Annotated in this window: 21 protein-coding genes; 7 read left to right on the top strand and 14 right to left on the bottom strand. The window is 71.3% G+C overall.

Features of this window, described 5'->3' with window-relative positions:
* Positions 1-344: 344 nt before the first annotated feature.
* On the top strand, positions 345-1,748 hold the full coding sequence (locus A9O67_RS06755) for a sigma-54-dependent transcriptional regulator (protein ID WP_068608685.1): 1,404 nt from the start codon (positions 345-347) through the stop codon (positions 1,746-1,748).
* Entirely contained in the window at positions 1,745-3,775 is a 2,031-nt protein-coding gene (locus tag A9O67_RS06750; protein ID WP_068608683.1) for a sensor histidine kinase, read from the top strand. The genes A9O67_RS06755 and A9O67_RS06750 overlap by 4 nt, the downstream gene beginning before the upstream one ends.
* Here the strand turns inward: A9O67_RS06750 and A9O67_RS13440 are convergent.
* From A9O67_RS13440 to A9O67_RS06690, 13 genes are all read right to left on the bottom strand, one after another.
* Positions 3,730-3,879 carry a hypothetical protein gene (locus A9O67_RS13440; RefSeq protein ID WP_156682274.1) on the bottom strand — a complete coding sequence of 50 codons (150 nt, stop codon included), beginning with the start codon at positions 3,877-3,879 and terminating at the stop codon, positions 3,730-3,732. The two genes, A9O67_RS06750 and A9O67_RS13440, sit on opposite strands and share 46 nt — an antisense overlap.
* A gap of 105 nt (positions 3,880-3,984) precedes the next feature.
* The gene (locus A9O67_RS06745) at positions 3,985-5,022 is read right to left on the bottom strand and encodes a Ni/Fe hydrogenase subunit alpha (protein WP_068608681.1); all 1,038 of its coding nucleotides are present in this window, start codon (positions 5,020-5,022) and stop codon (positions 3,985-3,987) included.
* Complete coding sequence (locus tag A9O67_RS06740) at positions 5,015-5,575, bottom strand: NADH-quinone oxidoreductase subunit B family protein (RefSeq protein WP_068608679.1); 561 nt, start codon at positions 5,573-5,575, stop codon at positions 5,015-5,017. Before A9O67_RS06740 ends, A9O67_RS06745 begins: the two co-directional genes overlap by 8 nt.
* A complete protein-coding gene (locus A9O67_RS06735) occupies positions 5,572-6,264 on the bottom strand; it encodes a 2Fe-2S iron-sulfur cluster-binding protein (RefSeq protein WP_068608677.1) in 693 nt (230 codons plus the stop codon). Before A9O67_RS06735 ends, A9O67_RS06740 begins: the two co-directional genes overlap by 4 nt.
* A complete protein-coding gene (locus A9O67_RS06730) occupies positions 6,261-7,259 on the bottom strand; it encodes an NADH-ubiquinone oxidoreductase-F iron-sulfur binding region domain-containing protein (RefSeq protein WP_197484457.1) in 999 nt (332 codons plus the stop codon). Before A9O67_RS06730 ends, A9O67_RS06735 begins: the two co-directional genes overlap by 4 nt.
* 30 nt (positions 7,260-7,289) lie before the next feature.
* Positions 7,290-7,910 (bottom strand): TorD/DmsD family molecular chaperone, encoded by a 621-nt coding sequence (locus A9O67_RS06725; RefSeq protein WP_068608676.1) that lies wholly within the window; start codon positions 7,908-7,910, stop codon positions 7,290-7,292.
* A gap of 11 nt (positions 7,911-7,921) precedes the next feature.
* Positions 7,922-10,036 (bottom strand): 4Fe-4S dicluster domain-containing protein, encoded by a 2,115-nt coding sequence (locus A9O67_RS06720; protein WP_068608674.1) that lies wholly within the window; start codon positions 10,034-10,036, stop codon positions 7,922-7,924.
* On the bottom strand, positions 10,033-10,716 hold the full coding sequence (locus tag A9O67_RS06715) for a DUF3306 domain-containing protein (RefSeq protein ID WP_068608672.1): 684 nt from the start codon (positions 10,714-10,716) through the stop codon (positions 10,033-10,035). Before A9O67_RS06715 ends, A9O67_RS06720 begins: the two co-directional genes overlap by 4 nt.
* Entirely contained in the window at positions 10,713-11,273 is a 561-nt protein-coding gene (locus tag A9O67_RS06710) for a DUF3305 domain-containing protein (RefSeq protein WP_068609815.1), read from the bottom strand. The genes A9O67_RS06715 and A9O67_RS06710 overlap by 4 nt, the downstream gene beginning before the upstream one ends.
* Positions 11,274-11,391: 118 nt before the next feature.
* Complete coding sequence (boxA, locus tag A9O67_RS06705; protein WP_068608670.1) at positions 11,392-12,705, bottom strand: benzoyl-CoA 2,3-epoxidase subunit BoxA; 1,314 nt, start codon at positions 12,703-12,705, stop codon at positions 11,392-11,394.
* The gene (gene boxB / locus A9O67_RS06700) at positions 12,705-14,132 is read right to left on the bottom strand and encodes a benzoyl-CoA 2,3-epoxidase subunit BoxB (RefSeq protein WP_068608668.1); all 1,428 of its coding nucleotides are present in this window, start codon (positions 14,130-14,132) and stop codon (positions 12,705-12,707) included. The genes boxA and boxB overlap by 1 nt, the downstream gene beginning before the upstream one ends.
* A 90-nt stretch (positions 14,133-14,222) precedes the next feature.
* Positions 14,223-15,893: a 2,3-epoxybenzoyl-CoA dihydrolase gene (boxC, locus tag A9O67_RS06695; protein ID WP_068608666.1), complete on the bottom strand. Its 1,671-nt coding sequence runs from the start codon at positions 15,891-15,893 to the stop codon at positions 14,223-14,225.
* A 133-nt stretch (positions 15,894-16,026) separates the two neighbouring features.
* The gene (locus A9O67_RS06690) at positions 16,027-17,019 is read right to left on the bottom strand and encodes a helix-turn-helix transcriptional regulator (protein ID WP_082955430.1); all 993 of its coding nucleotides are present in this window, start codon (positions 17,017-17,019) and stop codon (positions 16,027-16,029) included.
* 211 nt (positions 17,020-17,230) lie between these two features.
* Here A9O67_RS06690 and A9O67_RS06685 point away from each other — a divergent pair, with 211 nt between their 5' ends.
* Entirely contained in the window at positions 17,231-18,865 is a 1,635-nt protein-coding gene (locus A9O67_RS06685; RefSeq protein ID WP_068608664.1) for a benzoate-CoA ligase family protein, read from the top strand.
* A 42-nt stretch (positions 18,866-18,907) separates the two neighbouring features.
* Here A9O67_RS06685 and A9O67_RS14045 read toward each other — a convergent pair whose 3' ends face one another.
* Positions 18,908-19,417 (bottom strand): GspH/FimT family pseudopilin, encoded by a 510-nt coding sequence (locus A9O67_RS14045; RefSeq protein ID WP_197484456.1) that lies wholly within the window; start codon positions 19,415-19,417, stop codon positions 18,908-18,910.
* 216 nt (positions 19,418-19,633) lie between these two features.
* Between A9O67_RS14045 and A9O67_RS13140 the strand changes: the two genes are divergently transcribed.
* The 4 genes from A9O67_RS13140 to A9O67_RS06670 are packed head-to-tail and all read left to right on the top strand — an operon-like array spanning position 19,634 to position 22,016.
* The gene (locus tag A9O67_RS13140) at positions 19,634-20,083 is read left to right on the top strand and encodes a GspH/FimT family pseudopilin (protein WP_231960250.1); all 450 of its coding nucleotides are present in this window, start codon (positions 19,634-19,636) and stop codon (positions 20,081-20,083) included.
* The gene (gene pilV, locus A9O67_RS13135; protein WP_082955427.1) at positions 20,080-20,565 is read left to right on the top strand and encodes a type IV pilus modification protein PilV; all 486 of its coding nucleotides are present in this window, start codon (positions 20,080-20,082) and stop codon (positions 20,563-20,565) included. The genes A9O67_RS13140 and pilV overlap by 4 nt, the downstream gene beginning before the upstream one ends.
* An 11-nt stretch (positions 20,566-20,576) precedes the next feature.
* Positions 20,577-21,539 (top strand): PilW family protein, encoded by a 963-nt coding sequence (locus tag A9O67_RS13435; protein WP_269451557.1) that lies wholly within the window; start codon positions 20,577-20,579, stop codon positions 21,537-21,539.
* A gap of 3 nt (positions 21,540-21,542) precedes the next feature.
* The gene (locus A9O67_RS06670) at positions 21,543-22,016 is read left to right on the top strand and encodes a pilus assembly PilX family protein (protein WP_082955426.1); all 474 of its coding nucleotides are present in this window, start codon (positions 21,543-21,545) and stop codon (positions 22,014-22,016) included.
* Positions 22,017-22,023: the final 7 nt, after the last annotated feature.

Here is a 22,023-nt window from a genome sequence, read left to right as displayed (position 1 = left end):
CAGGGTACGTGCCCGCTACGTTAACGCGCCACGGCGCATCTGACCAGAGGGCTGCGCCGCCCCCATCCCGACCACGCCGGCGCGGACCGTTCCAAGCCAAGCCGAGGGGATTTTGGAAGCAAGCCGCATTCCATCGTCGCATCACCATGCGCTGATGTTTGCTGCACCGCAACCACGAAGGCAAGACGGTTCGATCGATGCCCGGGCGCCCCGGAGCGCGCGACGCATCGACTCCACCGGGGCGACAACTTGTCGCGGACCCGCGCAGCCTGTCGCACGTCCGATCTGTCCCATACGCGACAGTAGTCGAGCAAAACGCTAGGGCTTTTTTACAATGGTGCGCCATGGCTGACCTGCGCGAGCCCCTCCCCACCGACCCCCCGTCCACCGCTGGGCAGGAGGGCAGTTGGCCCGAGGGGGCCATTCTTGTCGTCGACGACGAGCCGGGCATGCGCAACTTCCTGATCAAGACGCTGGCGCCGCGCTGCCGCTTCGTCGCCGCCGCCGCCAGCGCCGAGGAAGGCGAGCGCTGGATGCGCGCGCAGCGCTTCGACCTCGTGATCCTGGACGTGGCGCTGCCGGGGACGAGCGGCGTGCAGTGGCTGCAGGCGCTGCGCGAGCAGGGCTACGGCGGCGAGGTGATCCTGATCACGGCGTTCGCCTCGCTCGACACCGCCATCGAGGCGCTGCGCGCCGGCGCGTCGGACTTCATCCTCAAGCCCTTTCGCGTGCCGCAGATCCTCAACGCCATCCGCCAGTGCCACGAGCGTGCGCGGCTGCGGCGCGAGAACTTCGTGCTGCGCCGCCACGTGCGGCCGTCGCGCTCGGAGGGCACGCCGCTGATCGGCGAGGCCGCCGCGACGCAGGCGGTGCGCGCGGCGATCGAGCGCCTCGCACCGATGCCCAGCACCGTGCTGATCCAGGGCGAGTCCGGCACCGGCAAGGAGCTGGTGGCGCGCGCGCTGCACGAGCGCAGCCCGCGCGCAGGCGGGCCGTTCGTCGCCGTGCAGTGCGGCACGCCGTCGGCCGAGCAACTGGCGCGCGAGCTGTTCGGCCACGCCGCCGGCGGCCACGGCGGGCACGACGGGCTGTTCGTCTACGCGCAGGGCGGAACGCTGTTCCTCGACGAGGTGGCCGACCTGCCGCCGCCGGTGCAGGCCAGCCTGCTGCGCGTGCTGGAGGAGCGGCAGATCCGCCCGGTCGGCAGCCAGCAGACCGTCCCGGTGGACGTGCGCGTGATCGCCGCCACCAACCGGCCGCTGGCCGACGAGGTGGCCGCCGGACGCTTCCGGGAGGATCTGTACTTCCGCCTGCGCGTGGTGGACGTGACACTGCCGCCGCTGCGCGAGCGGCGCGAGGACATCCCGGCGCTGGTGCAGCACTTCGTGCAGACGCTGGCGCCGGCGCTGGGCGTGGCGCCGCTGGCGATCGACGCCGAAGCGATGGCGCTGCTGCAGCGCTACCGCTGGCCCGGCAACGTGCGCGAGCTGCGCAACTGGGTCGAGCGCTCGCTGATCCTCGGCGAGGTCAACGTCTCGGCGCTGTACCCGCCGCTGCGCGAGCCGCTGGCCGCCAGCCCCGGCGAGGCGCCGCTGGACCTGGAGACGCTGCAGCGCCGCCACATCCAGGCGGTGCTGGATTCGGTCGGCGGCGACAAGACGCGCGCGGCGCAGCTGCTGGGCGTGTCGCGGCGCACGCTGGAGCGGCGCGCGGCCGAGTGGGCGGCGCAGGACGGCCGCGGCCGATGAACGGCTGGCGACGCTGGCGTGCGCGGCTGGAGGCCTCGGTGCGGGCGCAGCTGCTGACGCTGGCGCTCGCGCCGCTGCTGCTGGCGCTGGCGGGCCTGCTGCTGGCGCTGGCGGCGTGGACGACGCTGGCCTACGACCGGCTGCTGCAGACCAAGGTGCGCGCCGACCTGGCGGTGGCGCGCGGCTACTTCGAGCAGGTGCTGCAGGAAGTGGGCAGCGGCACGCGCGAGGTGGCCGAGTCGCACGCGCTGCACCGCCAGCTGCAGCGGCTGGCCCCGCGCCGGCCGGCGGCGGCCGCGCCCGACGCCGAGCCGCTGCAGGCGTGGCTGGAGCAGGAACGCCAGCGCCTGGGGCTGGACGTGCTGGTGCTGCGCCCGCCGCACGACCCCGTGGCGCCGCCGGCGCAGGCGCGCGGCAGCGCGGCGCGCCTGGTGGTGTGGGAGCCGGCGCAGGTGGCCGCGCTCGCGTCGCACCTGCAGCCGCGGCTGGGCATCGCGCTGGTGCCGACGCGCAACGCCGCCCCCACCGCGCGCACGGTGGAGGAGCGCGCGCTGCTGATGCTGGCCAGCGCGCCGCTGCCGGACGACGCGCCGCTGCCCGGCTGGGTGCTGCACGGCGGCCTGCTGCTCAACCGCAACCTCGACTTCATCGACCATCTGAACCGCATCGTCTACCCGGAGGGGTCGCTGCCGTTCGGCAGCCAGGGCACGGCCACACTGTTCCTCGACGACGTACGCATCAGCACCAACGTGCGCCTGTTCGGCGACGAGCGCGCCATCGGCACGCGCGTGTCGCAGGCGGTGCGCGACGCCGTGCTCGGCGAGGGTCGCACTTGGCTGGACCGCGCCTTCGTCGTCAGCGACTGGTACGTCAGCGCCTACGAGCCGCTGACCGACAGCCTGGGCCGGCGCATCGGCATGCTCTACGTCGGCTTTCTGGAAGCACCGCTGCGCTGGGTCAAGTGGGGGGTGCTGGCCGGCACGGCGCTGCTGTTCGGGCTGGTGATGGCGGCGGCGGCGCGCTGGACGCTGCGGCGCGCGCAGGCGCTGGTGGAGCCGGTGGAGCGCATGGACGCCACGATGCGCCGCATCGAACGCGGCGACACCGCGGCGCGCGTCGGTCCGGTGGCGGCGCGCGACGAGCTGGGCGCGCTGGCGCAGCACCTGGACCGCCTGCTGGACCTGCTGGCCGAGCAGACCGCGCACTTGCGCGCCTGGGCCGAGACGCTGGACCATCGCGTCGCCGAGCGCACGCGCGAGCTGCAGGCCAGCCACGCCGCGCTGCGCCAGGCGCAGCAGCAGCTGATCCGCAGCGAGCGGCTGGCCACCATCGGGCAGCTCAGCGCCGGGCTGGCGCACGAGATCAACAACCCGATCGCCGTCATCCAGGGCAACCTGGACCTGCTGCGCGAGACGCTGGGGCCGGCGGCGGCGCCGGTGCAGGCGGAACTGGCGCTGATCGACGCACAGGTCGAGCGCATCCGGCTGATCGTCACGCGGCTGCTGCAGCACGCGCGGCCGACCGAGTTCGCCGGCTACGTGGAGCCGCTGGTGCTGCCGGCGGTGCTGGACGACTGCGTCGTGCTGGTGGAGCGGCCGCTGCAGCAGCGCGGCATCCGGCTGCGGCGCGACGACCGCGCCACCACCCCGGTGGCGTGCAACCGGCAGGAGCTGCAGCAGGTCATCATCAACCTGCTGGTCAACGCGGTGGAGGCCAGCCCCGACGGCGCCGAGGTGGAGCTGGCCAGCGGCGACTGGGTCGAGGACGGCACGCCGGTGGGCGCCTGGGTGGAGGTGCGCGACCGCGGCCCGGGCCTGCCGCCGGAGGTGCGCGCGCGGCTGTTCACGCCGTTCTTCACCACCAAGCCGGACGGGCACGGGCTGGGGCTGTGGGTCAGCCAGGGGCTGCTGGAGCGCTACGGCGGCCGGCTGGAGGCGGACAACCGCGCCGACGGGCCGGGGGCGGTGTTTCGCGTGCGGCTCTACGCCGAGCCGCGCGAGCCGCAGCCGCCGCCCGAGGCGGCCTGAGCGCGCAGCCAGGCAAGCGCCCACGCCAGCCCGGCCTGCAGCGCCTGCGCCGCCACGTCCGACGGCTGCGCACCGAAGTCGAAGCGGTGCGCCGCGCGCGTCACGCAGCGCCACCGCCAGCGGCATCTGCCCGAGCGCGTGCGTGGCGCACGACAGGCACGGGTCGTAGGCGCGGATGGCGACCTCGATGCGGTTGAGCAGCCCCTCGGTCAGCGCGCCCAGTGCGTGGCCAGCACCCGGTGCACCGGCCGCCCGCCGTGCGCGGCGACGAAGGCCTGCCGGCGCGCCTCGGCGCGCGGGGTCGGGATGAAGTCGCAGTTCTGCAGCCGCGCCAGCGGCCCGACGCGGTACCAGCCGAGCTGCGGGCCGAGCGCGCGGCGGTACGGGAACTTCATGTAGCTCCACGGCTGCACGGCCTCGTCGATCAGCTCGCGGTAGCGCTGGTCCTCCCAGCCGTCCTCGGCCAGGCGGCCGTCGGCCTCGCGCACGCGCAGCACGCCGTCGTACAGCTCCAGCGCCCCGTCCGGCCCCACCAGCGACAGCAGCGCCGCCGGCGTCTCGGCCAGCGCCGCCTCCTCGGGCGGCAGCGCGGTGGTGAGCCGCTGCGCCAGATCGACCGCCGCCTCGGCCCAGTCCAGCACCTGCGGCAGCTCGGCGCGCAGCGCGTCGCGCTCCTGCCGCGTCACGGTGCGGTTGACGCCGCCGGGCACCGAGCCGGTGCCGTGCACGCGCTTGCCGGCGGTGACGCGGATCACCTCCTGCCCGAAGCGGCGCAGCAGCACGCCCTGGCGCGCCGTGTCCGGGAAGGCCTGTGCCACCGCGGCGATGTGGCGCCGCGCCGGCTCGGCGTCGAAGCCGAACAGCAGGTCCGGCGAGGCCAGGTGGAAGAAGTGCAGCGCGTGGCTCTGCACGATCTGGCCGTGGTGCATCAGGCGGCGGATGGCGTCGGCCGCCGGCGGCACCGGCCAGCCGCCGACGACGCGGTCCAGCGCCTTGGACGCCGCCAGGTGGTGCGACACCGGGCAGATGCCGCACAGCCGCTGCACCAGCACCGGCACCTCCCAGTACGGCCGGCCGACGATGAACTGCTCGAAGCCGCGGAACTCGACGATGTGCAGCCGCGCCTGCTGCACGCGGCCCTGCTCGTCCAGCAGCAGCGTGACCTTGCCGTGGCCCTCCACGCGCGTCAGCGGGTCGATCGCCACGCGGCGCAGGCCCGTGGGGGTGGTGGCGGCGCCGTCAGTCATAGCGGATCAGCCCCCCGTGCAGCGCCGGCGCGCGGCCGGCCATCAGGTCCTGCAGCAGCTGCCAGAACGCATCCGCCGGCGGCGGGCAGCCGGGCAGCGCGTGGTCGATGCGCACCACCTCGTGCACCGGCAGCACGCGCGCCAGCGGCAGCGGCAGCTCCGGGTCGTCCGGCACGCGCTCGCCATACGTGGCGCGCAGCACCTCGCCGACGTCCAGGTGGTTGCGCAGCGCCGGCAGCCCGCCGGTGATCGCGCACGCCCCCACCGCCACCAGGATGCGGCACTGGGCGCGGAAGCGCCGCAGCACCTCGACGTTCTCGGCGTTGCACAGGCCGCCCTCCACCAGCCCGAGGTCGCAGGGCGCCAGGGTCTTGAGGTCGGTCAGCGGCGAGCGGTCGAACTCGACGCGCTCGATCAGCTCGAACAGCCGCTCGTCGATGTCCAGCAGCGACATGTGGCAGCCGAAGCAGCCGGCCAGCGACACCGTGGCCACGCGCCACTTGCGCGGCGCGGCACCGACGGTCGGGGGCGTGGAGGTCGGCGGCGGGCTCATCCGCGCGTCTCCGCATCGTCGAAGGGCCGGCGGCCGATCGGCTGCGCGAAGCCGACGCGCTTGGGCAGCAGCGCGCCCACCGGGCAGATGTGCGCCGCGGCGTCGTGCACCGACAGCGCGCTGTCGCCGAGCCGGCCGCTGGGGCTGTCGATCAGCAGGTGCGCGCCGAGCCCCCGCCCGCCGATGGCGAACACGCGCTTGCTGTCCAGCTCGTCGCTGGCGCGCACGCACAGCTGGCACAGGATGCAGCGGCCCGGCTCGAACCAGACGTCCGGGTGGCTGGCGTCGACGCGGCGGTCGGGGTCGAGCGCCTCGAAGTGCAGCTCGGTCATGCCGGCGCGCGCGGCGGCGGCCTGCAGCCGGCAGGCGCCGCTCCTCTCGCAACCCGGACAGAAGTGGTGCCCCTCGACGAACAGCAGCTGCAGCAGCCGCAGCCGCTGCTGCGCCAGCGCCGGCGTGTGGCACTGCACACGCTGCCCCGGCTGCGCCGGCGTCACGCACGCCGCCACCGGGCGGCCGTCGGCCAGCACGGTGCACAGCCGGCACGAGGCGCTGGGCGAAACGCGCGCGTCCCAGCACAGGTGCGGCACCTCGTGCCCGGCGCGCTGCGCCGCCTGCAGGATGGTGTCGCCCGGCTGCAGCGGCACGGCCGCGCCGTCGAACTCGAAGGTGGGCGACGGCGCGGTCATCCCGGGTGCTCCGTGGCCAGGTGGGCGGCGGCGTCGCGGCGGCCGGTGGCGCGCCGCGCCGGCTCCAGCAGCGCGTCCAGGTCGAGGTCGGGCTGAAAGTCCGCCGCCACGGCGCGCTGCGCGTAGGCGCCGGCGAAGTGCGCCAGCGTGTCGCGCAGCGGGTTGCAGGCCGACATGCCCAGCCCGCAGTGCGTGCCGCCGTGCAGCAGCGCGTCGAGCTCGCGCAGCCGCTCGACATCGAACGCCGAGCCGCGCCCGGCGCCTCGCGCCTGCGCCAGCTTGTCGAGCCGGCGCACCACCAGCTCGGTGCCGACGCGGCACGGCGTGCACAGGCCGCAGCTCTCGTGCGCGAAGAAGCGTGCGAAGTGGCGCGCCACCTCGAACAGGTCGCGCGAGCGGTCGAACACCATCAGCGCGCCGGCGCTGGGCAGATCCTCGAAGGCGATGGCGCGGCCGAACTGCGCCGCCGGCACGCAGGTGCCGGATGGGCCGCCGACCTGCACCGCCTGCGCGTCGGCTGCGCCGCAGTCGGCCAGGATGCGCTGAAGCGGCGTGCCGAGCGGGTACTCGTACACGCCGGGGCGCGCGCAGTCGCCGCTGACGCTGTGCAGCTTGGTGCCGGTGGACTGCAGCGTGCCGATCGCCGCCCACCAAGCGCTGCCGCGGCGCAGGATGTGCGCCACGGCAACGAAGGTCTCGACGTTGTTGACGACCGTCGGCCGGCCGAGGTAGCCGCGCTCGACCGGAAACGGTGGCCGGATGCGCGGCACGCCGCGGCGGCCCTCCAGCGACTCGATCAGCGCCGACTCCTCGCCGCAGACGTAGGCCCCGGCGCCGACGCGGATGACGACGTCGAAGTCGAAGCCGCGCACGCCGCACCGAGCGCCGGCAGCGGCCCCTCCGCGCCGCAGCCGCAGCACGCGCGCAAAGCCCTCGCGCGCGGCGGCCTGCTCGACGATGCGCAGCACGCTGCCGGCCAGGCTCGCCTCGTGCATCGCCGTGCCCGCCCGCGCGCGCCGCCGCGCTCACGCCATCTCGAAGGCCTGCGCCTCCACCTGCACGAAGGCGCGCAGCAGCTCCGCCAGCGCGGCGTAGAAGCGCGCCGCCGGATGCGCCTGCAGCGCGTCGCACAGCGCCGGCACCCACGGGTGCAGGTGGGCGGCGAAGAAGGCGTGCTGGCGCGCCAGGTTGCAGACCTCGGCGTCGTCGCCGGCGATCAGGAAGCGCATCACCTCGCACAGGAAAGCGAGGTGGTCCTCCGGCTCGCTGACGCCCTCGGCGCGCGCCAGGCCGAGCGCGGCCAGTTCCCCGCGCAGCGCCGCCAGCGGCTTGTCGTTCAGGAAGCCGCTCAGGTAATGCGAGGCGTACAGGACCACCTCCGGCTTGCCGACGCCGCCGAACAGCGCCTCGTACTCGTCGCGCACCTGCTCGGCCGACTGCGCGCGCGCCTGCGCCACCAGCGCCTGCCACGGCGCCTCGAGGAAGCCGCCGCGCGCCGGCGCCTCGGTCACGGCGACGCGCAGGCGCGCCAGCAGCTCGTCGGCCGGCGGGGCGGCCAGCAGCGCGGCCAGCAGGCCGTACAGCTCGGCGCGCGCGGTCTCCTCGTCGAAGGCGCGGGTGGGAAACGGCAGGGCGGATTCGGCCATGGGAGGGGTCGTCACAGGTCGGTGATCCTGACTTCGTGGCTGCTGGTGTGGAGGTCGATGACGCGGCAATCGCCGCACATCCGGAGCCGCTCGGCCGCCGCGCCCTGGAACATCGGGTGGGCACTCAGGCGCGCCAGCATCGTCTCCACGCCCTTGAGCGTGCCGAACGGCTTGCCGCAGCGGACGCAGTGAAACGGCGGCTGCTCGTGCAGCACGCGCGGCTCGCGCCGGCGCGCGTCCAGCCACAGGCGCGGCTGCAGGGTGATGGCCTTTTCCGGGCAGGTGCGCGCGCACAGGCCGCACTGCACGCAGTTCTTCTCGATGAAGCGCAGCTGCGGCGCGGCGGGGTTGTCCTGCAGCGCGCCGGCCGGGCAGGCGCCGACGCAGCTCATGCACAGCGTGCAGGCGTCGGGGTTCACCTGCAGGGTGCCCAGCGGCGCGCCGGCCGCGGGCAGCGCCACCACGCCGTCGGCCGGGCGCACCGGGGCGTGGGCGATCAGGTGCTCCAGCGCCAGCTCCAGCGTGGCGCGCTTGTCGGCCAGCGCCGCAAACGTCGCCGGCTGCGCCACGCCCTGCGCCGGCGCCAGCGAGCGCACCTCCGCATCGAGCGCGGCGAGGTCGCGCGCGTCGCGCGCCTGCAGCAGGCGCAGGTGCTCGCCGCGGTAGCCGAGCCCGTGCAGGATCGCCTGCGCCACCGCCATCTGCGCGCGCAGCGCCTCGGCGTACTGCGGCGCCTCCTCGTCGGTCAGCAGCAGCCACACCTGGCTCGCGCCCCAGGCGATCGCCGCCAGCCACAGCTCCAGCCCCGTGCTGGCGGTGTGCCACAGCGCCCACGGGATCACGCGCGCCGGCACCCCGTGCACGCCGGTGTCCAGCCGCGCGGCGCGCCCCCAGTCCTCCAGCAGCCGCTGGCCGGCGCCCTGGCTGTGCAGCAGCAGCGCGGCGTCGCGCCCGCCGGCGGCGCGGTGGGTGGCCAGCAGCGTCTTCAGCGCCCGGCCCTGGTGCGCCGGGTCGGGGTAGGCGAACGTCAGCGCGCCGCTCGGGCACACGGTGCTGCAGGCGCCGCAGCCGACGCACAGGTGCGGCTCGATGACGATGCGCTGGCGCTCGGCGTCGCTGCGGATCGCGCTGGCCGAGCACACCTCCACGCACGCCTGGCAGCCGACCTTCTCGTTGCGGGCGTGCGCGCACAGGCGCTGCTGGTAGCGGAAGAAGCGGGGCTTGTCGAACGTGCCGACCAGCTCGCGCAGCACCCACAGGCGCGCCAGCCGCGCCTCGGCGTCCAGCCCCGGCGGCAGGTGCACGTAGCCCTGCGGCGGCGCGTGCTGCGTGAAGGCCGGCGCCGGCCGCAGGTCCAGCACGGCGTCGAACTCGGCCTGCTGTTCCTCGGCCTCGCGGGCGAAGTCGATCGCCCCCGGCGCCTCGCAGACGCGCACGCAGTCGCGGTGCGCGCGGCAGGCGTTCAGGTCGACCTGGTAGTCCAGACCGATGGCGCCCTCCGGGCAGGCGGCGACGCAGGCGTTGCAGCGCGTGCACAGGTCCAGCGCGATCGGGTTGTCGTCCACCCAGCGCAGCGTGAAGGCGCCCAGCCACCCGGTGAGGCCCATGACACGGCCGGCCAGCACCGGAAAGCGGTGCGCCTGCGCCAGCGCGCCGCCGGTGCCCAGCAGCGTCACCTGCCAGACGTCGGCCAGCCGCTCGGCCAGCGCCTGCGCCACCTCCAGCGGGCCGATCACCAGCAGCCGCGCGCGGCCGCTGTCGTAGCGCACCGTGGGCACCGGATCCGGATCCGGCAGGCGCGCCGCGGCCAGCAGCGCCGCCATCTTCGGCGTGGCCTGGCGCGCGTCACGCGACCAGCCGCCGGTCTCGCGCAGGTTGACGAAGCGGATCGGCCGCACGTCGGCCGGCGGCACGCCCTCGGTGGCCTCGGCCAGCTCCGCGAACAGCCGCTGCTCCTGCGTGCAGGCCACCGTCAGCGGCGCGTCGGCGCGCGCGGCGCGCTGGAACGCCGCCGCCTCGCGCCGGCACAGCGCGTGGTGCAGCGCGACCGGCTCGCCCAGCGCGCGCGCCAGGGCGGCCTCGTCGATCGGTTGCGTGCGGTTGCAGGTGCAGGCGAGGATCGTCATCGGGCAGGCTCGGACGGCGGCGCCACGGCGGGCGCCGCCGGGGTGAGGTGGGACGTGGCCGCGTCGGACGGCGCCGCGGGCGGGTTGTCGTGCGCCGCGGCGGGGGAGGAATCGAACACGGTGCCGTCATTCAAGGCAGGGCTTGCCGCCAGGGCGGCGGGGCCGTCGCTGGCGGCTTCCTTGGGCTCGTCGAACAGCCGCATGAATTGCGCCGCCACCATGCGCCGCGCCAGCGCGGCCGGCAGCGGGTCGGGCCGGGAATAGTCGTCGATGTAGACGTCCAGCCCGTCCATCTGGTTGAAGTGCGGGTCGGCGAACAGCCGGCGCAGCGCGGCGTTGCGCACCTCGGGGGCCACCTCGGGACGCACGAACGGGCGGAAATCGGCCTCGGGCGTCAGGCGCAGCGCGTCCTGCAGCGTCGGCAGCGGCTCGGCGGGGGCAGGCGGGTTCGCGGGCGCGGCCGCGCCGTCCGGCGTGGCGGCACGCGCCGCCAGATCCGCGGGTGACGCGGCGGCAGGCCGGGCCTCGGACGCAGCGTCGTGTCCGGCGACCGGCGCGGAGGCCGGCGCCACTGTCGCCGGATCGGGCGGATCGAGCGGCTCGGGCGGCACGACCCCGGCGCGCGCCTGCGCCTTGCGGCGCGACCAGCGGGAAAGGAAGCCCTCGCCGTCGGCGCTCATGCCGGGCCTCCGCGGCGCGTCGCGCCGGTGCTGATGCGCGCCGGCTGGCCGAAGCGGTCGGTCAGCGGCTGAAAGCTCGCCGGCCGGGCGCGGCGCTTGGGCTCCGGCCGGTGGTGGCGGCGGGCGTAGTCGGCCAGCCACGCCACCACGTCCGCCGGGGCCGGCACCTGATCGACGCGCTCCTGCGCATCCAGCCAGCGGCCGGCGTCGTGGTAGCTCAGCGTCACGATCAGCGGCTGCGGCAGGCCGTCGTCGCCCTCCGGCTCGCGCCACAGCACCCAGAAGCACGGCGCCGGCGCGGTCACGTTGAGCAGGTAGCCCTCCGCATCCTCGGGGTGCAGCGTCACCGGCAGGCCGGCAAAGCCCCAGTGCTGCGCTCCCGCGGGCACGGCGGCGCCCGCCGCCGATTCCAGCGGCACCGGGCCGGCCTCGTCGGCCGCTACTGGCCACGTGGCGGTCGCCAAGCCCGCGGGTGCCTGCAGCACCTGCACGTCGGCCAGCACCCAGCGCCACGGCTGCCAGCGCGCCATCGGGCCGCGGACCGGCTCGCGGCGCATCACCACGCCGGTGCGCAGGCTGGGGCGATCAGCCGCATCGGGGGAATCGCTGACGGAGGTCGAGGGAGTTTCCACGCCGCGCAATGTAGCGCAAATCCCGCCCCCGACGCTGTCGCGGTCAATACGTCTCCAGGTGCAGCCGGCCACGCTCACGCAGGTCGGCGGCCAGCGCCTCCCAGTCCAGCCCGGCGCCGGTGGCGATGTCGCGCAGCGCCAGCAGCACGCCCTCTTCCATCGCGCGCAGGCCGCAGACGTAGAAATACGCATCCGGGTCCTGCAGCAACGGCACCAGTTCCGCCGCCGCCTCGCGCATCGCGTCCTGCACGTAGCGCTTGGGTTGCCCCGGCACGCGGCTGAATGCGAAGTGGATGTCGATGAAGTCGCGCGGCAGCTTCTGCAGCGGGCCGAAGTACGGCAGCTCCTGCGGCGTGCGCGCGCCGAAGAACAGCAGCAGCCGGCCGCCCTCGAACTTGCCGCTGGCGCGCAGGCGGCGGCGCCACTCGGTCATGGCCCGCATCGGCGCACTGCCGGTGCCGGTGCAGATCATCACGAGGTGGCTCTTCGGATGGTTCGGCATCAGGAAGCTGCTGCCAAACGGGCCGATCACCTCCACCGTGTCACCGACCTGCAGATCGCACAGGTAGTTGGACGCCACCCCGCGCACGGGGTGGCCCTGGGGGTCGGCCAGCACGCGCTTGACCGTCAGCGACAGGTTGTTGCGCCCCGGGCGCTCGCCGTTGCGGGGACTGGCCACCGAGTACTGGCGCGGATGGTGCGGCCGGCCCTGCGCGTCGGTGCCCGGCGGGATGATGCCGATCGACTGCCCCTCCAGCACCGGAAACGGCATGTCGCCAAAATCCAGCACGATGTGGTGCGTGTCGTAGTCGGAGCCAACCTCGGTGACGCGCAGGTTGCCGACGCAGGTGGCGCGCACCGACTTGCGTGCGGCGCGCGGCCCGTACAGATGGGTATAGGGGTGAGCGGCCGACCACGGTGGCAGCGTCGCCCCAAGCGTCGCCCCAAGCGCCGCCCCCGTCAACGCCGCCGCCTGGGGCTCCACCGTGGCCGAAGCCGCGGACGCCTGGACCGCGCGCTCCACCACTGCCTGCGCCTCGGCCGCGGCGGCTTGGGCGTCCCCGCCCAGCGCCGCCAGCGCCTCCTCGCTCAGCGGGGCGGGCAGCTCGTCCCAACCCAGCTGCTCGGCCAGCGTGTAGGTGCGCGCGCGCGGCACGACGCGCCAGTTGTCGATGGCCCCCGTCGGGCACGGGGGCACGCACGCCATACAGGCGTTGCATTTGTCCGCATCGACCACGTAGTTGCGGCTGTCGTGCGTGATCGCCCCGATCGGACACGTCGCTTCGCAGGTGTTGCAGCGGATGCAGATCTCGGGGTCGATCAGGTGCTGCTGCACGACGGTGGCGGGGGCGTCCATCAGTTGAACCGCACGTATTCGAAGTTGACCGGCTGGCGGTTGATGCCCATGACCGGCGGCGCGATCCAGTTGGCAAACTTGCCCGGCTCCACCACGCGGCCCATCAGGCTGGCGACGTAGGCGCGGTCCTCCGCGGTGGGCAGCCATTCGGCCACGCGCTCGTTCCACTCGGCGTCGCTGACCACGCGGCCATCGGGGCTGACCTTGACGCCGGCCAACGTGCCGATGTTGCGGTGGAAGGCCTTGTGCGGCACTTTCAGGCGGAAGGGGATGCCCGCTTTCTCGATGATGCGGTTCCAGCGATCGACGCCGCCCATCGAATCCTTGATGTAGTCGTCGCGCAGCACCTCGTTGAGGGCGTTGAGCATCGGCACCTCTTTCTCGACGAGCTGGCCGTCCACCACGTCCAGGATGCGGTAGGTGTCGTGCTTGAGGCGGTGGTCGTCGGTGCGCTTGCCCTCCTCGAACCGGCCCTTGAGGCCCGCGCTGTAGAACGTCGCGGCATTGCTCGACTGGTCGGCGCCAAACAGGTCGATGGTGACGCTGTAGTGGAAGTTCAGGTAGCGCTGGATGGTGGGCAGATCGATCACGCCCGCGGCGCGGATGCGGCCGACGTCATCGGTCTTGAGCTGGTTCATCACCTCGCAGGTGCGCTGGATCACGCGGCCCACGCCCGACTCGCCCACGAACATGTGGTGGGCCTCCTCGGTCAGCATGAACTTGGTGGTGCGCGCCAGCGGGTCGAAGGCGGACTCGGACAGCGCGCAGAGCTGGAACTTGCCGTCGCGGTCGGTGAAGTAGGTGAACATGAAGAAGCTCAGCCAGTCGGGCGTCTTCTCGTTGAAGGCCTGCAGGATGCGCGGGTTGTCGGCCTCGCCGGAGCGGCGCTCCAGCAGCGCCTCGGCCTCCTCGCGGCCGTCGCGGCCAAAATATTTGTGCAGCAGGTACACCATGGCCCACAGGTGGCGCCCCTCTTCCACATTGACCTGGAACAGGTTGCGCAGGTCGTACTGGCTGGGGCAGGTCAGGCCCAGGTGGCGCTGCTGCTCCACCGACGCCGGCTCCGTGTCGCCCTGGGTGACGATGATGCGGCGCAGATTGGCCCGGTGCTCGCCGGGCACGTCCTGCCAGGCATCCTCCCCCAGATGATCGCCAAAGTGGATCTTGCGCCCCGGCTCCGCCGGGTTCAGGAAGATGCCCCAGCGATAGTCCGGCATCTTGACGTAGCCGAACTGCGCCCAGCCTTGCGGGTCCACGCTGACGGCGGTGCGCAGGTAGACGTCAAAGTTTTGCGAGCCGTCGGGCCCCATCTCCTGCCACCACTGCAGGTAGTTGGGCTGCCAGTGCTCGAGCGCGCGCTGCAAGGTGCGGTCTTCGGCCAGGTTGACGTTATTGGGGATCTTTTCGCTGTAGTTGATGCTCGACATGGTGTGCTCCTGCTGCGGATCTCTGCGGTGGACTGTCGTTCGGTTGCGGCTGGCTCCACCGGGAAACCCACCGCACAACGCGCTCGCGCCTCAGACGCGATTCCAATCGAACTGGGCCTTGTCGCCTTTGCCGTACACCTTCAGCGCGCCCTTGTCGCCCACCGCATTGGGGCGCTGGAAGATCCAGTTCTGCCACGCCGACAGGCGGCCAAAAATGCGGGTGAGCATGGTCTCGCGGCCACCAAAGCGCAGGTTGGCCTCCAGGCCGGTCAGCGCATCGGGCGACATGGCCGAGCGCTCCTCCAGCACCAGGCGGATTTCGTCCGCCCAGTCGATGTCGTCCAGCGCGGCGGTCACCAGCCCCAGCGCGGCGGCCTCGTCGCCATCCAGCGCGCGGCCGATCGCCGCCTGGGCCGCGGCCAGCGGCGCAGCCTCGTCGTAGAAGCGGCGCTGCAACCGGGTCTGGTCGTTGACCATGGGGTAGCGGCCAAAATTGGCGTCGTGCAGCGTCAGGCGCGGGGCGCGCTCGGGCGCGTCGGGCAGCACCAGCATGTAGCTGCGATCGGCCGCAAAGGCCAGTTCGGCCAGCGTGCCGGCAAAGCACGACCCGGGCTCCAGCAGCGCGATCAGGCTGCGCGACGACACGTCCAGCCGCGCCAGGGTGCGTCGCAGCAAGCCGGTCGTGGCGCGCACGAACCAATGGCCCGCATGCGCCTGTAGCGCGTCGTCGCAGGCCAGCACCGCCGCCGCGTCGCCCTCGGTGCGCAGCACCCAGGTGCCTATGGTCAGCTCGTTGGTGCGCAGGTGCAGGATGGCGTCGTCCAGCTCCCGCCCCATGGCCAGCGGCCACCAGTCGGCGCCGGCGGCCTCGATGCCCGCGATGTCCGTGGGCTGCGGCTCCGCCGGCGCGCGCACGGTCAGCGTCGCCACACGGCGGGCCCGGTCGATCGCCACCTCGACGTGCCGGTAGGTCACGCCGTCCGCACCCCAGGTGCGCTGCAGCGGCGGCAAGGCCACCCCGCGCGCGTCGGCCGGGCGGTCGCTCTGGGCCGCCAGCCGCTCGGCGCGCTCGCGCACCGTCTGGGCAAACACCGCCGGCTTGGCCACCGCATCCACCAGCCGCCAGTCCACGGCACGCTGGCCGCGCACCCCTTCGACGCTGGTACAAAAAATGTCGGCCAGGTCGTGGCGCACCTTGCGCTTGTCGGTCACACGCGTCAGCCCGCCCGTGCCGGGCAGCACGCCCAGCAGCGGCACCTCGGGCAGGCTCACCGCGCTGGAGCGGTCGTCCACCAGCAGAATTTCGTCACAGGCCAGCGCCAGCTCGTAGCCGCCCCCGGCGCAGGCGCCATTGAGCGCCGCCAGAAACTTCAGGCCATCGTGGCGGCTGGAGTCTTCCATGCCGTTGCGCGTCTCGTTGGTGAATTTGCAGAAATTCACCTTCCACGCATGGCTGGACAGGCCGAGCATGAAGATGTTGGCGCCGGAGCAGAACACCCGGTCTTTCAGGCTCGTCACCACCACGGTGCGCACCTGCGGGTGCTCGAAGCGGATGCGGTTGAGCGCATCGTGCAGCTCGATGTCCACGCCCAGGTCGTAGCTGTTGAGCTTGAGCTTGTAGCCCGGCCGCAGCCCGCCGTCCTCGTCGATGTCGAGCGCCAGGGTGGCGATCGCCCCCTCCACGCTCAGGCGCACATGGCGGTACTGGGTCGGGTGCGTCTGGTAATCGACGACCGGGTTGGTGTTGGGATTCTGGGTCATGGCGGGGTCCTGCGTTCGGGGGCTGCGCAAACATGCATTTCGCTGCATGCTTGATGTGCATCATAGTGCATACATTCGGCCCACGCAAGCCCCGGCGTGCCGTCCGCCGATCAGGACAAACCCGTAGAGCCGGTCAGCTTTCGCGGTGCAGCAGCGCGTACACGCCGTCGCGCAGGCGCACGAAGGTGTCCTCCAGCGGCTGCGCGCTGGTGTCCACGGTCAAATCGGCTTTGGAATAGAAGGCCGAGCGCCCCGCCAAGATGCGCTTGAGGTCCTCCATCGCCTCGGCACTGGCGGCCATGGGGCGCAGGTCGCCCTGGGCGGCGACGCGGCGCATGTGATCGACCGGATCGGCTTTGAGCCACACCGTCGTGCAGTGCTGCAGCAGCAGATTGAAATTGGTCGAGTCCGACACCAGGCCGCCCGGCGTGGCGATCACCACCTCGGGATAGATCTGGATCGCCTCCTCCAGCGCCCGGCGTTCGTAGCGCCGATAGGCGGTCGCGCCGTACAGGTTGTGGATTTCGCTGATGCTGCAACCGGCAAACTGCTCGATCTCGCGGCTCAGTTCGATGAAGGGGTAGCCCAGCGCTTCGGCCAGTCGCCGACCCAGCGTGGACTTGCCCGCGCCGCGCAAACCGATCAGCGCAATGCGCGACTGGCGGCCCGTGGCATCGACCCCGGTGGAGCCAAACAGCTCGGTGAGCTTCAGGCGCGCGCGCCGCAGCTCGCCCTCGTCGCGGCCCTGCAGCAGCTCGCGGATCAGCAGCCACTCCGGCGACGAGGTGCTGACATCGCCCAGCAGCTCCGCCAGCGAGCACTGCAAGGCCCGCGCCACCTGCAACAACACCAGGATGGACGCATTGCCCGCCCCGTACTCCAGGTTGGCCAGGTGCCGCTCCGACACATCGGCCGCCAGAGCCACCGCCTTGCGCGTCATGCCGCGGCGCGAACGCAGGGTGCGCACACGCTCGCCCAGCGCCACCAGAAACGGCACCCGCGGCTCACCCCCGGCCGGGTCGGCCTCGGGCTCCGTGCCCACGGGCAGGGTGAGCTGCAACACCGCATCCGGCCGCGCCTCGGTCAGGGGTTCGGGCGGGCGCAAGGCGTCAGACGTGGGTGACATGTCGTTCTCGTGGGGATTGCATCGGCAGATCGGCCTGCCCGTCGACCGCATCGAATCGGGAAAACCCCAAGTCTATCGATTCACCACAACATGCAGTTTAGTACATACTGCAGCACAGGCACGATCGTGCATTTATACCCGCAATCTCGAGGCCTGAACAGCATGCCGCTGCATGCGCCCCGCACAACCACACGACCGAGGAGACTCCGCCATGTCCGCCGCCCTGCCGCCTGCGCCACCCGAGCGATTCAACTTCGCCGCACACCTGCTGACCCTGAATGCCGCGTGGCCCGAACGCACGGCCCTCATCGACGACCACGAGACCGTGACCTACGGCGAACTCGCCGAGCGCGTGCGCCGTTGCGCGGCGGGCCTGCGCGCCCTCGATCTGCGGCGCGAAGAGCGCGTGCTGCTGCTGATGCACGACAGCGCCGACTGGGTCGTGGGCTTTCTGGGCTGTCTGTACGCCGGCGTGGTGCCGGTGGCCGTCAACACGCTGCTGACCGCCGACGACTATGCCTACCAACTGCGGCACGCACGGGCCCAGGCGGCACTGGTGTCCGCCCCGCTGCTGCCCACGCTGGCGCAGGCGATTGACGCGCTCGACCCAGGCGCGCACGAGGTGCGGCACATCGTCGTCTCGCAGCCCGGCACCGCCCTCCCCGCCGATGTGGCCGGCGTGCCCTGTCACCCGTGGCCCGCCTGGCTGGCGCGCCAGGCACCGGACGGCGCTCCCACCGACACCGCTGCGGATGAGCCGGCCTTCTGGCTGTACTCCTCCGGCTCCACCGGCCGCCCCAAGGGCACGGTGCATACCCATGCCAACCTTTACTGGACGGCCGAGCTGTACGGCCGCCCCGTGCTGGGCCTGACGGCCGACGACCGGGTGTTTTCGGCGGCCAAGCTGTTCTTCGCCTACGGCTTGGGCAACGCGCTGACGTTTCCGCTCAGCGTGGGGGCTTCGGTCGTGTTGATGGCCGAACGCCCCACCCCGCCAGCGGTGTTCGCCCGCCTGACCGGGCGCACGCCCACGCTGGCGGGCCAACGCCCGACCGTGTTCTACGGCGCGCCCACCGGCTACGGCGGCATGCTCGCCCACCCGGACCTGCCGCCGCGCGAGCAGGTGGCACTGCGCCTGTGCTCCTCCGCCGGCGAGGCGCTGCCGCGCGACATCGGCGAGCGCTGGACCGCGCACTTCGGGGCCGAAATCATCGACGGCATCGGCTCCACCGAGATGCTGCACATCTACTGCTCCAACCGCCCCGGCGACGTCGTCTACGGCACCAGCGGCACCCCGGTGCCCGGCTACGAGCTGGAAATCCGCGGCGAAGACGGCCGCCCGCTGCCCGCCAACCCGGACGGCTCTATCGACATCGGCGACCTGTACGTGCGCGGCCCCAGCGCCGCGCTGATGTACTGGAACAACCGCGACAAATCGCGCGAGACCTTCCAGGGCGCCTGGACGCGCACCGGCGACAAGTACACGCGCGACGCCAGCGGCCGCTACATCTACGCCGGCCGCAACGACGACATGCTCAAAGTCAGCGGCATCTACGTCTCGCCGTTCGAAGTGGAAGCGACCCTGGTGCGCCACCCCGCGGTGCTGGAGGCCGCCGTCATCGGCGTGACCGATGCCGAGGGCCTGACCAAGACCAAGGCCTACGTCGTGCTGCGCCCGGGCGCCCAGGCCACGGTCGAAGACATCCAGGCCCACTGCAAAGCCCACCTGGCACCCTACAAATACCCACGGTACGTGGAATTCGTACCCGAACTGCCCAAGACGGCCACCGGCAAGATCCAGCGCTTTCGGTTGCGGGAGCGGGAGGCGATGGGTGCGAAGGGTTGAGTTACCGACCTCTCAACCTGGTGGGCACCTACCGATGGCCTGTCACGAGCAGACGCCTCTCACCTCTTCTAGACGGACACGCCCAACGGCGTTGAGCAAAAGCCGTAAACCGTCTTGGCCACCCTGGACGCATATCAGCCAATTCCCCGCCTGAAAGGCGCCGGTCCTCAGATGCGCGCGGCCATTGGCCCGATACGACACATAGCGCGGATCAGTCGCGGCCAGCCGAACGACAACACCAGAAGCCGATCCCGTGCGCACGCTCAGCAGGGGTTCACCTTCGGTGCGCGCACCATCTCGGTCGGCATCTGCGAAGCTGATCCAACCATTGGACCAGTTCGATGAGGCCTGACAGGAACGCCCATCCGCACTGGGACAGACGGTTACCACTGCACGCCGCTGCATCGCCATAGACCGAGCAAGAGCCATGTCCGCTTGCAAAGCCACAGCGACGGCGTCCAGTCTCTGGCGGCGGATCCACCGCTCGACGGCGGGAACACTCAACCCTGCCAAAACCGCAAGAACGGCCGTGACCGCAAGAACCTCCTGCATCGACCAGCCACGACCGAGCGAACGAACGCTCGACCCTCCCATCCCTGTCGCCCTCCCCTCTACGCCGATCGCCCGGACGCATCCGCTCATCCGTCGGCGGGCTCGTTCACTAGTTGTGCTTCTATCATCGCGCACATGGTCACGGATTGCAATCTCGCCCGCACTTGCGCCCCACGCTCCTCGGTGGCCGTGTACACACGTGAACGGAGCAGCGGTGTGACCCTCATCGAAGCCATGGTGACCGTCGCGATCTTGGCCATCTTGGCAGCGATTGCCATCCCCAACATGCGGGATTGGATCGTGCGCTCCCGCATCCAGAATACGGCCAACGCGATGCGCGATGCGCTCGCCAATGCGAAGTTCGAGGCGATCCGTCACGGTCGATCGGTCGAGTTTTGTACTGACGCAGCGAACCGACGTTGGCAGGTCCGATTGACCGGTCCTCAGATACAAGTTTTGCGACAAGGCGAATGGCCGGCCAGCGTTACGGTCACACCAGATGCGAGTTTGATCCCGTCAGGGGGAGAACATTGCTTGGTGTTCCGTCCAACCTCCATTCCCAACCATGATCCCGGCGAGCTGTGGCGCGCCTCCATGGACGGCAAGACTTGCGCTATAGAGGTATTGTCCAACGTCGTGCGACTCACACCACCCGATTGCCCATGAGCATTCATATCTCCCTCTCGCGCCCCCAACGCGGCCCCCAAAGAGGGGGTAGCCTCATAGAGGTCATGGTGGCGGTTCTGGTGGTCTCGGTCGGTTTCATCGGCATGGCCGCTTTGCAGCTACAGACGCTGCGCAACGCACAAAGCAGCGTCCAACGCACGCAAGCCGCCGCACTCGCCTACTCGATTTTCGAAACCATGAGGGCCGCCATCGACGTTAATGCCATCGCCACTCCTGATACGGTGCTTAGCAGCTTCAGCATCGCCAAGACATGCACTCGGCAAAACGGCACTACGTTGACGCCATCCCAACGCTGGATCAACAGCATAAAAGACACGATTGGCGCAGACGCCAGCACATGCGGGCAGATCGCTTGCAGCGGCCGCGCATGTACCGTCTCCATTTTCTGGAACGATGAACGGGCAAGCGGCGACCGAACAGCTCTGCGCGATTTCGCTTACGTTGCCCGCGCCACATATTGAGGGAGGCGCTCGTGCCGCAACACTGTTTTCATCCTCAACAAGAGCGCAGCTACCGTCGTTGCCATCGGGGCCTGAGTGGGTTTTCTCTCGTTGAGCTCATGGTAGCTCTCGCCATCGGGGTTTTCCTGTTGCTCGTGCTCACCGGCTACTTTCTCTCCCAACGCGAGACGGCCCGACTGACCCGTGATCTCTCATTTCAGCAGGAGAACGTGCGCGTCGCCTACGAACTGTTAGCGCGCGACATCCGCGAGGCACGATACACGCCTTGCGGCATGACCACGATGCCCCCTGGCATCAACTCTGGAGCACTGCACACCACCCTGACGACGCCTTTAGAGGTGATTGATGCCACAAGGCCACTGCCTGCCCCCTTCACCAGCTACAACTCCGACAGCCCACGCCGCGCGAATGGAACGGCCGCGCTGCTGGTGCGTTACGCGCGCTCGGACACGGTGACCGAAGCAAACGTGACAGCAACGAATGCCGTGGAAATTACCAGAAATCCTAACAACACCCGTTTCGAACCTGGCAACCGGGTAATCGTATGCAATCATTGGGGGGCCATCAGCGCCACCGTCGCGTCCGCGAGTGGATCCACAATTACGTTAAACGTCCAGCAAGGCACGCTCAACACGGATTTCAGGCCCGCAAGATTGGCGGCTCTCGAAGAGCGCCTTTGGTTCGTTGGCCGCGACGGTGCTGGCGGCTGTACCGGAGCTGACGCCAACCAATGTCAACTATTCGGTGCGGTTGCCGGTCAAGGTGCCCAAGAGTATGTACAGGGCGTCAGCGCTCTCATGATGACAGAGCTCTGCGAGGCAGGCACTGGAATGACCCCTTGCTCGGCAGTCCCCACAGCACCCAATCGTCTTGCTCTCAGCATCGACCAACTCACCGCAGCGACCCACGCCCGAGGCGCGGGACAGATGACGATGACCATACAGCCGATCATCGGCCTGCGCAACCCGATGTGAATCATGAACGACTGCCGCACGCTACGCCGGACATGCCCCCCACGGGGCGGTGCTTTGCCGCTTGCCTTGATACTTCTGCTAATACTCACCATGGTCGGCGCTGCCACGGTCCACACCGCCATCACACAGGAAAAGCTGGCCGGTGCCGTGGCCGACCGGCAACGCACGTTTCAGGCCGCCGAATGGGCTCTCCGGTGGGGAGAGCAGCAAGTCTGGCTTACCCCCCCCACCACCGTCGTCAACAACGCCACCGGCTGCACTCCGATGAACGAGGTGACCGATGGAGGGCGGCCCGAAGGATTTGCCCTGCGCGTCTGCGGCGGGCGACTCATCGATGCGGGACGCTGGATACCGTGCGGACCACCGAGCTCCAACCAGCGCCGGTGCGCAAGCTACCTGATCATCGCCGAAGCCCAACCCGCGAATGGTGCGGCATTGGTTCGACTCGAATCCATCCTGCTGCTCGAAGAGAACTGACCGCTCC

The organism is Tepidimonas fonticaldi (genome assembly GCF_001675355.1).
Lineage (GTDB): Bacteria > Pseudomonadota > Gammaproteobacteria > Burkholderiales > Burkholderiaceae_C > Tepidimonas > Tepidimonas fonticaldi.
This window is presented reverse-complemented; position numbering and strand designations above follow the sequence as displayed.